The 12804-nt window shown below is 68.5% G+C and carries 12 protein-coding genes; 9 read left to right on the forward strand and 3 right to left on the reverse strand.

Annotated features, from left to right (window positions below):
* The first annotated feature begins 135 nt into the window (after nt 1-135).
* The 4 genes from dnaK (at nt 136) to QM624_RS00615 (ending at nt 4387) form a co-directional block, all read left to right on the forward strand.
* Entirely contained in the window at nt 136-2001 is a 1866-nt protein-coding gene (gene dnaK / locus QM624_RS00600; RefSeq protein ID WP_415088130.1) for a molecular chaperone DnaK, read from the forward strand.
* Between the two features lie 59 nt (nt 2002-2060).
* On the forward strand, nt 2061-2645 hold the full coding sequence (locus QM624_RS00605; RefSeq protein ID WP_415088132.1) for a nucleotide exchange factor GrpE: 585 nt from the start codon (nt 2061-2063) through the stop codon (nt 2643-2645).
* 127 nt (nt 2646-2772) lie between these two features.
* Entirely contained in the window at nt 2773-3927 is a 1155-nt protein-coding gene (dnaJ, locus tag QM624_RS00610; protein WP_415088133.1) for a molecular chaperone DnaJ, read from the forward strand.
* A gap of 1 nt (nt 3928) precedes the next feature.
* Nucleotides 3929-4387 carry a heat shock protein transcriptional repressor HspR gene (locus tag QM624_RS00615; protein WP_415088135.1) on the forward strand — a complete coding sequence of 153 codons (459 nt, stop codon included), beginning with the start codon at nt 3929-3931 and terminating at the stop codon, nt 4385-4387.
* A 7-nt stretch (nt 4388-4394) separates the two neighbouring features.
* Here the strand turns inward: QM624_RS00615 and QM624_RS00620 are convergent, their stop codons facing one another.
* Nucleotides 4395-4763: a hypothetical protein gene (locus QM624_RS00620; protein ID WP_415088136.1), complete on the reverse strand. Its 369-nt coding sequence runs from the start codon at nt 4761-4763 to the stop codon at nt 4395-4397.
* A 244-nt stretch (nt 4764-5007) separates the two neighbouring features.
* On the opposite strand from QM624_RS00620, the gene QM624_RS00625 reads away from it, so the two are divergent.
* From QM624_RS00625 to QM624_RS00640, 4 genes are all read left to right on the forward strand, one after another.
* Complete coding sequence (locus QM624_RS00625; RefSeq protein ID WP_415088137.1) at nt 5008-6375, forward strand: protealysin inhibitor emfourin; 1368 nt, start codon at nt 5008-5010, stop codon at nt 6373-6375.
* Nucleotides 6376-6640: 265 nt separating this feature from the next.
* Nucleotides 6641-8941, forward strand: coding sequence for an FdhF/YdeP family oxidoreductase (locus QM624_RS00630; protein WP_415088138.1), 2301 nt, complete (start codon nt 6641-6643; stop codon nt 8939-8941).
* Nucleotides 8941-9771 (forward strand): formate dehydrogenase accessory sulfurtransferase FdhD, encoded by an 831-nt coding sequence (gene fdhD, locus QM624_RS00635; protein ID WP_415088139.1) that lies wholly within the window; start codon nt 8941-8943, stop codon nt 9769-9771. Before QM624_RS00630 ends, fdhD begins: the two co-directional genes overlap by 1 nt.
* Nucleotides 9772-10004: 233 nt before the next feature.
* Entirely contained in the window at nt 10005-10895 is an 891-nt protein-coding gene (locus QM624_RS00640) for a hypothetical protein (RefSeq protein ID WP_415088140.1), read from the forward strand.
* A 96-nt stretch (nt 10896-10991) separates the two neighbouring features.
* Here the strand turns inward: QM624_RS00640 and QM624_RS00645 are convergent, their stop codons facing one another.
* Nucleotides 10992-11303 (reverse strand): Dabb family protein, encoded by a 312-nt coding sequence (locus QM624_RS00645; protein WP_298134840.1) that lies wholly within the window; start codon nt 11301-11303, stop codon nt 10992-10994.
* 230 nt (nt 11304-11533) lie between these two features.
* Here QM624_RS00645 and QM624_RS00650 point away from each other — a divergent pair, with 230 nt between their 5' ends.
* The gene (locus tag QM624_RS00650; protein ID WP_415088141.1) at nt 11534-12073 is read left to right on the forward strand and encodes an MGMT family protein; all 540 of its coding nucleotides are present in this window, start codon (nt 11534-11536) and stop codon (nt 12071-12073) included.
* A 29-nt stretch (nt 12074-12102) separates the two neighbouring features.
* On the opposite strand, the gene QM624_RS00655 is transcribed toward QM624_RS00650, so the two are convergent.
* Nucleotides 12103-12795: a hypothetical protein gene (locus QM624_RS00655; protein WP_415088142.1), complete on the reverse strand. Its 693-nt coding sequence runs from the start codon at nt 12793-12795 to the stop codon at nt 12103-12105.
* Nucleotides 12796-12804: the final 9 nt, after the last annotated feature.

Here is a 12804-nt window from a genome sequence, read left to right on the forward strand (position 1 = left end):
GCGCACACCGGGAATACTCACAGCGCAGACATAGTTGAGTCAGGTGCGCTCAACTTTACGATTGAGCGTGTTAGGCTCAACAACGTGGCCGGCTGGAGCCGGCAGAAGAACATCACACAACTGGAGGAACACGCAATGGCTCGTGCAGTAGGCATCGACCTCGGCACCACCAACTCGGTCATCGCCGTCCTTGAGGGCGGCGAGCCCACCGTCATCCCCAACGCCGAGGGCGCCCGCACGACCCCCTCGGTCGTCGCCTTCACCAAGAGCGGCGAGGTGCTGGTCGGCGAGGTCGCCAAGCGTCAGGCGGTCACCAACGTCGACCGCACCATTCGTTCGGTGAAGCGCCACATGGGCACCACCTGGACCGTCGACATCGACAACAAGGACTACACGGCGCAAGAGATCAGCGCCCGCGTCCTGCAGAAGCTGAAGAGGGACGCCGAGGCGTACCTGGGCGAGCCGGTCACCAACGCGGTGATCACGGTTCCCGCCTACTTCTCCGACGCCGAGCGGCAGGCCACCAAGGAGGCCGGTGAGATCGCCGGCCTGACCGTCGACCGGATCATCAACGAGCCGACCGCGGCCGCCCTGGCCTACGGCCTCGACAAGGGCAACACCGAGCAGACCGTGCTGGTCTTCGACCTCGGTGGCGGCACCTTCGACGTGTCGCTGCTCGAGATCGCCGACGGCGTCTTCGAGGTGAAGGCCACCAAGGGCGACAACCGGCTGGGCGGCGACGACTGGGATCAGCGCATCGTCGACTGGCTGGTCAAGCAGTTCAAGAACGCCAACGGCATCGACCTGAGCAAGGACAAGATGGCCCGGCAGCGTCTGCAGGAAGCCGCCGAGCGCGCCAAGATCGAGCTGTCCTCCACCCAGGAGACCTCGATCAACCTGCCCTACATCACCGCCGGCGCCGAGGGCCCGCTGCACCTGGACGAGAAGCTCACCCGGGCCGAGTTCCAGCGGATGACCCAGGACCTGCTGGATCGCTGCCGCGCACCGTTCAACTCGGTCATCTCCGACGCCAGCACCTCGGTCGGCAAGATCGACCACGTCATCCTGGTCGGCGGCTCCACCCGGATGCCGGCCGTCGTCGACCTGGTCAAGGAGCTGACCGGCGGCAAGGAACCCAACAAGAGCGTCAACCCGGACGAGGTCGTCGCGCTGGGCGCCGCGCTGCAGGCCGGCGTGCTGAAGGGTGAGGTGAAGGACGTCCTGCTGCTCGACGTCACCCCGCTGAGCCTCGGCATCGAGACCAAGGGCGGCGTGATGACCAAGATCATCGAGCGCAACACCACCATTCCGACCAAGCGGTCCGAGGTGTTCACCACCGCTGAGGACAACCAGCCGTCGGTGATGATCCAGGTGTACCAGGGCGAGCGTGACTTCGCCCGCGACAACAAGTCGCTGGGCAACTTCGAGCTCACCGGCCTGATGCCGGCGCCGCGCAACGTGCCGCAGATCGAGGTCACCTTCGACATCGACGCCAATGGCATCGTGCACGTCCACGCCAAGGACCTGGCCACCGGCAAGGAGCAGTCCATGACGGTGACCGGCGGTTCGGCGCTGGGCAAGGACGACATCGACCGCATGGTCAAGGACGCCGAGTCGCACGCCGAAGAGGACCGCAAGCGTCGCGAGGCCGTCGAGATGCGCAACGAGGCGGACGCCCTGGCGTTCCGCACCGAAAAGCTGATCGCCGACAACGCCGAGTCGATCACCGACGACGTGAAGGCTCCGGTCGAGGAGTCCCTGGCCAAGCTGAAGGAAGCACTGGCCGGCGACGACAACGACGCGGTCAAGGCCGCCATGGACGACCTGAACACCAAGGCGTCGGCGATGGGTCAGGCGATGTACGCCGCCGCGCAGGCCAAGCAGCAGGCCGACGAGGCCCAGGCTCCCACCGCGGGTGCCGAGGACGCGTCGTCCAGCCCGGCCGACGATGACGTGGTGGACGCCGAAATCGTCGATGATGAGGACAACGACAAGAAGTGACGCTGTCGGCCGGTCCGTGGGTGAGCGCACCCGCGGACCGGCCGCGCAAAGGAGAATCCGTGAGCAAGCACGAGCAGCAGCCCGCAGCTGAGCCGACCCCTGAGTCGGCACCGGAGGCCCCGGAGACGGCGCCCGAGCCGGACACGTCCGTCGATTCCGCAGCCGGGGCGTCCGGCACCGCCCAGTCGGTGGTCGACGAGCCGATCGTGGCGGCCAAGATCGCCGAACTGGAGGAACTGGCCGCCGAGCGCACCCAGGACCTGCAGCGGCTGCAGGCCGAATACGCGAACTACAAGAAGCGGGTCGACCGTGACCGCGCGCTGTCCCGGCAGGGCGGTATCGAGGCGGTCGTTCTCGATCTGCTGCCGGTGCTGGACAGCATCGAAGCGGCCCGCGAGCATGACGAACTGACCGGCGGTTTCAAGCTGGTCGCCGACGAGCTGGAGCGGCTGGCGTCCAAGTACGGCCTGACCGTCTACGGCGAGGTCGGCGAGGAGTTCGATCCCAACGTCCACGACGCGCTGATGCAGGTGCCGATGGAGGGGATCGAGGTCACCACGGTCTCCGCGGTGATGCAGAAGGGCGTCCGGTTGAACGACCGGGTGCTCCGCCCCGCCCGGGTCGGCGTCGCCGAACCGGAATGACATTCCGCTGGTTGAGCTTGTCGAAACCACCGTCGGTCGAGCTTGTCCAGACCACAGATGAGGAACAACCGTTGGTCGAGCTTGTCGAGACCACGCACGATGTAGACACGAAAGGAGGCGTCAGGACATGAGCACCAAGGACTGGCTCGAGAAGGACTACTACAAGGTCCTCGGCGTCTCCTCCGACGCCAAGCCGGACGAGATCAAGAAGGCCTTCCGCAAACTGGCCCGGGAGAACCACCCCGACCAGAACCAGAACAACCCCACCGCCGAGCAGCGCTTCAAGGACGTCTCCGAGGCCAACTCGGTGCTGTCCGACCCGAAGAAGCGCAAAGAGTACGACGAGGCGCGGCGGATGTTCGGCGGGGGCGGCTTCCGGTTCCCCGGCGGCGGCCAGGGGCCGTCGATGGAGGACCTGTTCCGCAACGCCGGCGGCGGCCAAGCGGGCAACAACAACATCTCCGACCTGTTCGGCAACCTGTTCGGCGGCACCTCGACCCGGCGGACCACCACCAGCCGTGGGCCGCGCCGCGGGCAGGACATCGAGGGTGAGGCGACCATCGACTTCACCGATGCCGTCGCCGGTGTCACCGTCACCATGCAGACCGTCTCGGACGAGGCCTGCGCGGCCTGTTCGGGCACCGGGGCGAAGTCGGGGACGCTGCCGAAGGTGTGCCCGACCTGCCAGGGCAGCGGCATGCAGACCTCCACCTCCGGCGGCGTGTTCGCCGTCAGCGAGCCGTGCAAGGACTGCCGTGGCCGCGGCCTGATCGTCGAGGAACCCTGCCCGGTGTGCGCCGGTTCCGGACGTGGCCGGTCGACCAAGTCGATGCAGGTGCGCATCCCCGCCGGTGTCACCGACGGCCAGAAGATCCGGATCAAGGGCAAGGGTGGTGCCGGTGAGAACGGCGGCGCACCCGGCGACCTGTACGTGCTGGTGCACGTCCGGCCGCACAAGCTGTTCGGACGCAAGGGCGACAACCTCACCCTGACCGTGCCGGTGACGTTCACCGAGGCCGCTCTGGGCGCCGACATCTCGGTGCCGACCCTGTCCGGTCAGCGGGTGACGTTGAAGATCGGTCCGGGCACGCCCAACGGCCGCACCTTCCGGGTGCGCGGCAAGGGCGTCCACAAGGCCGACGGCAGCACCGGCGACCTGCTGGTGACCGTCGAGGTGCAGGTGCCGAACGCGCTCAACGACACCGCCAAGGAGGCGCTGGCCAGCTTCGCCGCCGCGATGGGCGACGACACCGATCCGCGCGCCTCGCTGTACGGAGGCTGAGATGGCCAGCTCGTCCGGCTTCCTGCCGCAGCGGATCGATTCCGACGCCCCGATCTTCGTGATCTCGGTGGCTGCGCAGCTGGCCGAGATGCATCCGCAGACGTTGCGCGGTTACGACCGGGTCGGCCTGGTCGTCCCGCAACGGACGCGGGGCCGCGGCCGGCGGTATTCGCTGCGCGACATCGCCAAGCTGCGGCACATTCAGCACCTGTCGCAGCGCGAGGGCATCAACCTCGAAGGCATCCGGCGCATCCTGGCGCTGGAGGACGAGCTGGACGCGCTGCGTGGTCAGCTGGCCAAGGTCGCCGAGCTGGTGTCGGAGTTGCAGAGCGAACCGCGGGCGTCCCGGGTGTTCACCGCGGCGTCCGCCGGCGACGTCCATCTCGGACGCCGGGCGGCCAGGCGTGCGACGCTGGCGCTGCCGGGCCGTCCGAGTGTCGTCGACCCCGAGGATCTCTGAGCCGGGTTCAGGCCTGCCGCGCGCGCCGGGCGCTGATGAACGAGCTGATGCCGAAGGCCAGGTAGATCACCAGCAGCAGGAACATCACCAGGCTGGTCCAGATGGCAGCCGGACGCTCAGCGGCGCCGGTGAACAGCTGGCCGACCTTGACCACGTTCATCAGTGAGCCGAGTACACCCAGCAGGGCCACGGCGAGGGCGCCGTGGATCGCATGCCGGTGCATTCGCGGCGTGTTGGCCAGCCCGCCGGCCGCAACCAGCAGGACCCCGACAAAGCTGGGGATCAGTGCGGTCATGCTGACCGCGCCAGTCATCCCGTAGGCGATCACACCGGTCAGGGTGAGTAGTGCGCCGATGGCCAGGGTGAGCTTGGTCATCAAGGTTTCGTCCTCTCGTCGTTAGGACGATCGTCTCACGGATGCGCGGGGACTCGCGGACCGGGCCGGCAGGTTGGGGGCGATGTGTCCTCCCACGACCACCCCTACCGCCAGCGCCCCGTCCGCGCCTACTTGATGACAAGACGACGTACGCGGGCCGGTTGATACGACGTTCGCGCAGCCAATGGCACAGAAACTGTCGCGCGCTACAGAAACTGTCAGTGGCGGCGCGCATGCTTGATGCATGACGTACCGCAGGCACACGATCGTTCCGCCCTACCTCTTGCGGCGGCTTGCCGACAGCGATGAATCCGGGGTCGCCGTCATCGCTCAACAGACCCTGCTCACCGACCAGTCGCTCCGTGACGGACGCGGCGCGCAACAACCTGCTGCCGGCTATCCGCGCACGGCGGTGTCAGTGGGGGAGGCCGCGCCCCGGCGCGAGATCAGCACCGCGAACAACACCGAAACCCTGCCGGGAACCGTGGTCCGTCGTGAGGGCGACGCCGCGACCGGCGACCTCGCCGCCGACGAGGCCTACGACGGGTTCGGCGCCACCTGGGAACTCTTCCACGACGCCTACGCGCGCGACTCGATCGACGGTGCCGGCATGCTGCTGCCCGGCACGGTGCACTACGGCAGAAGCTACGACAACGCATTCTGGGACGGTGAACGGATGGTCTTCGGCGATGGCGACGGCCAGATCTTCGGCCGGTTCACCGCCAGCCTCGAAGTGATCGGCCACGAACTCACCCATGGGGTGACCGAGCGCACCGCGGGACTGATCTACTCCGGTCAGCCGGGTGCCCTCAACGAGCACATCTCGGACGTGTTCGGCAGCCTGGTCAAGCAACGGCACCTGGGTCAGGACGCGGCGGCCGCCGACTGGCTGATCGGCGCCGACCTGCTGCTGCCCGGCGTCGATGGGGTGGCGCTACGCAGCATGATCGCGCCCGGCACCGCCTACGACGACCCGCGGCTCGGCAAGGATCCGCAGCCCGACCACATGGACCGCTTCGTGACCACCACCGACGACAACGGCGGCGTGCACATCAACTCGGGTATTCCGAACCGTGCCTTCGCGTTGGCCGCGCGGGCGATCGGCGGTCAGGCCTGGGTCGGCGCCGGCCAGGTCTGGTACGACGTGCTGACCGGCGGGCAGTTGGACGCGCGGGCCGATTTCGCACGGTTCGCGGCGCTCACCATCGACGCCGCCAAGACGCGTTTCGGTGACGGCAGTCCGGAACTTACGGCGATCGCGGAGGGCTGGCAGCAGGTGGGTGTGACGGCTGCCAGCACCGAACCCGGCCCGGTGCCGCCGGCCGCGACGGACGCCGAGCTGCTGCTGCGCCGCACCGGCGGCGTGACCGGCGTCGTCCGAGAACGTCGCACCAGCCTGGACGCGCTGCCGCCGTCCGATGCGAAGAAGTGGAACTCGCTGCTGAGTTCGAACGCCCTGGTCGACGTGGCCACCGGCCACCCGGTGCGGGACGGCTTCTGCTACCGGGTCGCCTGCGAAGCGCTGTCGGTCGACGTCACCGTCGCCGAGCAGGATCTGAGCAAGTCGCAGCGCCACCTGTTCCAACGGACGCTCCTCGACGAGAACAAATAGCCGCCACTGCCGGTCGAGACCTGCGGATGCGCTGATCAAGCTCTCCATCGTCATCCCGGACTTGATCCGGGATCTCTCCCTGGGAGCTCTCCCGCCGGAGCTCCCGGGTCGGAGCCCGGGATGACGTGAATGAGCAGCGCTTCCGGGTCGTGCACGCCGTTGGCCGAGCTTGTCGAGACCCTTCTGGACAAGCTCGACCGATCACGCGACTGGCCCTCGGTCGAGCCGCGGCCGATACTGGAGCGATCCACGGACAGGAGGGCCGATGGTCAAGGGAGCACCGAAGCAGGACGCCGGTGACGCGCGGCTGGCGATCAAGTCAGCCAAGAGCTACGGCGCGGGCGTTCCCGGCGTGGTCCGGGCGCTGGAGCACGCGGGTGCGCAAATGGGTGTCGTCCGTTCGGCGCTGACACTGACCGCGATCAACCAGAAGGACGGCTTCGACTGTCCCGGTTGTGCCTGGCCCGACCCGGACCACCGGCATGTCGCGGAGTTCTGTGAGAACGGTGCGAAGGCGGTCGCGGAAGAGGCGACGGTGCGCCGAGTGACCCGCGACTTTTTCGCCAGCCATTCGGTCGCCGATCTGGCCACCCGTTCCGACCACTGGCTCGGCCAGCAGGGACGGATCACCGAGCCGATGCTGCTGCGCGAGGGCGGCACCCACTACGAACCGATCGGTTGGGACGAGGCGTTCGACCTGATCGCCGGCGAATTGCAGGCGCTGAATAGCCCGGACGAGGCGATCTTCTACACCTCGGGCCGAACCTCCAACGAGGCGGCGTTCGCCTACCAGCTGTTCGTCCGGGCCTTCGGCACCAACAACCTGCCGGACTGCTCGAACATGTGCCACGAGTCCAGCGGCTCGGCTCTCGGCCAGACCCTCGGCATCGGCAAGGGCACCGTCACCCTGGACGACATCCACACCACCGAACTGGTGATCATCGCCGGGCAGAATCCGGGCACGAACCATCCGCGGATGCTGTCGGCGCTGGAGCGGACGAAGGCCAACGGCGGCCGGATCATCGCGGTGAATCCCCTGATCGAAGCCGGGTTGAAGGCGTTCCGGAATCCGCAGACCGTCCGAGGTGTGCTGCGCGGCGGCGTCGAACTGGCCGACGAGTACTGCCAGATCAGGCTCAACGGCGACCTGGCGTTCTTCCAGGGCCTGAACAAGCTGCTGCTCGAAGCCGACGCACTCGATCACGCCTTCATCGCCGAACACACCAGCGGCTTCGACGAGTTCCGCGCCCATCTCGACACCGTCGAGTGGGCCGACATCGAACGTGCCACCGGGATGAGCCGGGCCGACCTGGAGCGCGTCGCCGCGCAGGTGCAGGCGTCCGGGTCGATCATCGTCTGCTGGGCGATGGGCCTCACCCAGCACAAGAACTCGGTGCCGACGATCCGCGAGATCGTCAACTTCCTGCTGCTGCGCGGCAACGTCGGACGCCCCGGTGCGGGCGCCTGCCCGGTGCGCGGCCACTCCAACGTGCAGGGTGACCGGACGGTCGGCATCAACGAACGCCCACCGGCGGCGCTGCTGGACGCCCTCGACGGGCACTTCGGAATCACCTCGCCCCGCGAGCACGGCCACGACGTGGTCGCCGCGATCCGGGCCATGCGCGACGGCCGGTGCGGGGTGTTCCTGGCCGTCGGCGGCAACTTCGTCCGGGCGACTCCCGATTCGAAGGTCACCGAGGCGGCGATGCGCAATGTCGGGCTCACGGTGCACGTCTCCACCAAGCTGAACGGTTCGCACGCGGTGACCGGACGGCGGGCGCTGATCCTGCCCACCCTGGGTCGCACCGAACACGACCGCACCGGCGGACGGGAACAGTTCGTCACCGTCGAGGACTCGATGGGCATGGTGCACGCCTCCCGTGGACGGCTGGCGCCGGCCACCGACCAGCTGCGCTCCGAGGTCGACATCGTCTGTTCGATCGCGGAGCGCACGCTCGGCTCGGACCTCATCGACTGGGCGTCGATGCGCGCCGACTACGCCACCATCCGTGGCCACATCGAGGCCTGCATCCCGGGGTTCGAGCGCTACGAGGAACGGGTGAACACCCCGCTCGGCTTCGCGCTGCCGAACGGCCCGCGAGATTCGCGCACCTTCCGGACCTCCACCGGCAAGGCTCGGTTCACCGCCAACGAACTGGTCATCATCGACGTGCCGCCGGGGCACCTGCTGTTGCAGACGGTGCGCAGCCACGACCAGTTCAACACCACCATCTACGGCATGGACGACGTCTACCGCGGCGTGAAAGCAGGGCGGCGGGTGCTGTTCATCCACCCCGACGACCGGACAGAGCTGGGCTTCGCCGACGGGGACATTGTCGACCTGATCTCGATCTGGCCGGGCGATGCGGGCACCGAGGAGCGCCGGGCGCACGCCTTCCGGCTGGTCGACTATGCGACCGCGCGCGGCTGCGTCGCCGCGTACTTCCCTGAGACGAACGTGCTGGTGCCGCTCGATTCGGTGGCCGACGAGTCCGGGACGCCCACCTCGAAGTCGATCGTGATCCGGCTGGAGCCGGCCGGTGACGATCCGGTCGGGTGGCGTTGATGGGTCGAGTCACCCAGCGGACCCGGGTCGTTCGGGTCGAGCGGGACGCCGTCCGGCCCCGCGAGGACCGGCTGGCCGTCGAGGAGCCGCTCGAACTGCGACTGGGTGGACGTCCGCACGCCGTCACCATGCGCACCCCCGGTCACGACATCGAACTGGCCCACGGCTGGCTGCATGCCGAGGGCGTTATCGCCAGTGCCGCGGACGTGTTGCGGGCCCAGTACTGCGCCGGGTCGGTGATGGACGACGAGACCGGCACCGGGGTGAACACCTACAACGTGCTCGACCTGGTGCTGGCGGCCGGCATCGTGCCGCCGCCGGTGCGCGGCACGTTCACCTCCAGCGCCTGCGGCGTCTGCGGCGCCGATTCGATCGAAACCCTTTCCCGGCAGGGCCGGTGGGATCTCGGTTCCGATGAGTCGTCCGTGCCGGCTGAGTTGCTGCTGTCACTGCCGGACCGACTGCGTCCGTTACAGCGCACGTTCGAAGCCACCGGCGGCGTCCACGCCGCTGGCCTGTTCGACCTCGACGGCCGTGCGCTGGTCGTCCGCGAAGACGTCGGCCGACACAACGCCGTCGACAAGGTGATCGGCTGGGCCCTGCTGAATGGACGCCTCCCGCTGCGCGCCACGGTCCTGCAACTCAGCGGCCGCCTGTCCTTCGAGCTGGTGCAGAAGGCCTACCTCGCCGGCATCCCGATCGTCTCCGCCGTCTCGGCCCCCAGTTCCCTCGCCGTCGACACTGCCCGCCACCTCGGCCTCACCGTCGCCGGCTTCGTCCGCGGCTCGTCACTCAACCTCTACGCCCACCCCCACCGCGTCCGCACCTGAATCGAGGCCGGTCACGAACGTTGGGGGACGGTTCTCCCACGTCCGATTTTCGAACGATCGGGGACGGTTCTCCCACCTGCGATTTTCGAACGTTGGGGGACGGTTCTCCCACCTGCGATTTTCGAACGTTGGGGGACGGTTCTCCCACGTCCGATTTTCGAATGCGGAAGAACCGTCCCCGGCGTGCGAGTCTCGTGGTGACAGTTGTGGTGTGGCCGGGGCAGGCTGGGGGAGTGGATCTGGACGAGGCGGCCGCGGAGCTGTACGGCGTCGACCTGGACGACTTCATGGCGGCCCGGACGCGACTGGTGGCACAGTCCCGGACGGCCAAGGACCGTCCCCTCGCAACAGCGGTCGCGGCACTCAAGAAGCCGACCCGTTCGGCCTGGCTGCTGAACCTGCTCAGCCGACGATCCCCGGACGACCTCAACCAGCTCGAGGAGCTGGCCGGACGCCTCGCCACCGCTCATCACGCCGGCGACTTGGCCGCATTGCGTGCGCTGGGCGCCGAACGGACGAAGCTGGTCGGACAACTGACCGCGACGGCGGTGGCCGTAGGCGCAGAACGCGGTTATCAAGCGACCGAAGCAGTGAAAGGCGAAGTCAACAGCACCTTGTCGGCGGCTGTTGCCGATCCGGACACCCGAACCGAACTGCTTGCCGGACGGCTGGCGAAGGCGCATGTCTACTCGGGCTTCGGGCTACCGGCCATCGGGGCGTTTACCCCAGGAGAGGCGCCGTCCGAGCCGATGGCTGCGGCAGAACCGGCCGAACCCGCCACGGCCCTGCACACTCCCGAGGACGCCGAACGCCAAGCGGCCGTGGCCGCACGACAGCGTGCCGAACAGCTGGTCCGGGAGGCGTCCGACGAGTTGCGACGCGCCCGTGCCGGCTCTGACGAGGCGACCCGTCTCGAATCGGAGGCTCGGGAACGGCTCGATCGGGCCAGCCAGGAGGTTGCCGACCTGCGCGCTGAACTGCGCGCCGCCGAGGACGCGGAGGTGGTCGCGCGTCGCACCGCGACCGAGGCAGCGGACGGCGTCCACGAGGCGCGCGGCGCCGTCCAGCAGGCGGAACGGGCACTCGCCGACGCCACCCGCCAACTTGCCGTGGATGACCGCTGACCACGCCATCGTCATCCCGGACTTGATCCGGGATCTCTTTCCCACCTGAGATCCCCGGGTCGGAGCCCCAGGATGATGTGAGTGATCAGTGCTTCCCTAAAGCGCCGCCGGGTCGTAGTCGATGCAGGCCCGGCTGGTCCGCCGAGCCCCGATCAGCGCCACCACTTTCTGATGTTCGGGGTGCACGGCGTAGGCCTTGAGCGCGTCAGCATCTGTGAAGACCGAGTAGATGGCCAGATCGAAGGTGTTGTCGAGGCCGGGCTGCGCAGTGATCACCTCGAATTCGATGATCCCGTCGATCACCGCCGGCAATGCCCGCAACGCCTCTGCGACCAGCGCCACATTGGTCGCCTTGTCGGCGCCCTCGGCGTGCTCGGCGAACTCCCAGGCCACGATGTGCTTGATCATGCGTTCAACCTACTGGCCGGACGCCCCGCGCGTGGACCGAAAAGAACCGTCCCTCCGTGCCAACAGATCGTGCTGGAACCGTCTCCGGTGACCGAAGGAACCGTCTCCGGTGACCGAAGGAACCGTCCCCGGTGACCGAAGGAACCGTCCCCGGTGTCCAAGGGAACCGTCCCCGGTGACCGGGAGAACCGTCCCCTCGGTCACCGGGGTGGATGGCCTACCGTGGGCGCGTGGATGACTTCCTGGTGGATCGGGTGCTGCTCGCCGTCGAGCAGATCCCGACTGGGCGAGTCAGCTCGTACGGGGACATTGCCAAGCTGGTGGGGACTGGGCCGCGGCAGGTGGGCAGCGTGCTCAGCCGGTACGGCAGCGACGTGACCTGGTGGCGGGTGACCGGACACGACGGCACGATGGCGTCCGGGCTGATCGGACGGGCCCGCGAGCGTTGGGCTGAGGAAGGCATTCCGGTCAATGCGAGCCGAACCGGTTGCCGGATGGCCAGCTGTCGGGCAGACCAGGTTGCCCTTCGGCACGCTTACCGCCAGGCGCTCAACGCACTGCTGGCTCGAACCGGGACGGCGCTGCCCCGAATCGGTGCACCGGCTACCCGGGCACTGGCAACGCTCGAGATCAGCTACCTCGAACAACTGCTCGACCGGTCGCCGGAGGAGTTGCTCGCCGTGCACGGCATCGGGCCGAGGGCGATCGAGATCCTCGAGGACGCCCTCGCCGAGCACGGCTGGCGGCTGCGCGACAGCCCAGGAACCTGATCTGCCCGGACGCGAAACCCGGTAGCGGGTCAGTGGCCGTCGGCCGCCGCGATCGCCGCACGCATCCGGACCAGCTCGTCAGGGCTGGCTTCCCGCCCGATCGCCGGGATCTCGAACATGTGCCGGCGCAGCTCGGCAGGGAGGGCCGCGACCACCTCGGCCGGTGCGGTCAACGCCTTGTCGTACAGCACCAGACCCTGCACATAGAAGAGATCCACGAACTTCGCCCGACCGGCAGCGTCGCGCATCACATTGCCGGGATTGTCGTCCAGCGGACCGCACCACGGCAGTTCGGCCTCGGCCCGCCGATGGACGCCGTCGATGAGTGCCGCGGCCGCGGCCAGTCCGGGGTCGGCACGGTGCGCCGCGGGATCATGCAGGCGGCGGTGCCACTGCTGCGCGTCGTCGGCGGGCACGGCGTCCAGCAGTTCCATCACCATCAGTTGGCCGCCGCCGTCGAGGTTCCGGTGCGCGTCGAGCCGCGGCAGGTAGCGATTCCCGGCTCCCTCCCGATAGAGGGCGACGGTGAACGCGCAGGCTGGGTCGAAGGGACTCACCCGGGCCGCGAGCCGTCCGGCGGGGGAGCGGTAGGCACGCGCCCAGTCACCCTCACCGCAGGGCGTCCAATCCTGGGCGAGCAGCCAGGGCTCGACCTCGTCGTGGCGGGGCGGAGCGTCGTGCGCGTCCACCCAGGTCAGCAGCCGTCGCGTCTCGTCATCCACGGCGCAGAC

Source organism: Micropruina sp., assembly GCF_047606365.1.
Taxonomy (GTDB): Bacteria; Actinomycetota; Actinomycetes; order Propionibacteriales; family Propionibacteriaceae; genus Micropruina.

Bases quoted from the DNA above. Each gene is read 5' to 3' on its own strand.
- QM624_RS00625 (WP_415088137.1), top strand. From the start codon at position 5,008: ATGACGTACCGCAGGCACACGATCGTTCCGCCCTACCTCTTGCGGCGG.
- dnaK (WP_415088130.1), top strand. From the start codon at position 136: ATGGCTCGTGCAGTAGGCATCGACCTCGGCACCACCAACTCGGTCATC.
- QM624_RS00645 (WP_298134840.1), bottom strand. From the start codon at position 11,303: ATGATCAAGCACATCGTGGCCTGGGAGTTCGCCGAGCACGCCGAGGGC.
- dnaJ (WP_415088133.1), top strand. From the start codon at position 2,773: ATGAGCACCAAGGACTGGCTCGAGAAGGACTACTACAAGGTCCTCGGC.
- QM624_RS00630 (WP_415088138.1), top strand. From the start codon at position 6,641: ATGGTCAAGGGAGCACCGAAGCAGGACGCCGGTGACGCGCGGCTGGCG.
- QM624_RS00620 (WP_415088136.1), bottom strand. From the start codon at position 4,763: ATGACCAAGCTCACCCTGGCCATCGGCGCACTACTCACCCTGACCGGT.
- fdhD (WP_415088139.1), top strand. From the start codon at position 8,941: ATGGGTCGAGTCACCCAGCGGACCCGGGTCGTTCGGGTCGAGCGGGAC.
- QM624_RS00615 (WP_415088135.1), top strand. From the start codon at position 3,929: ATGGCCAGCTCGTCCGGCTTCCTGCCGCAGCGGATCGATTCCGACGCC.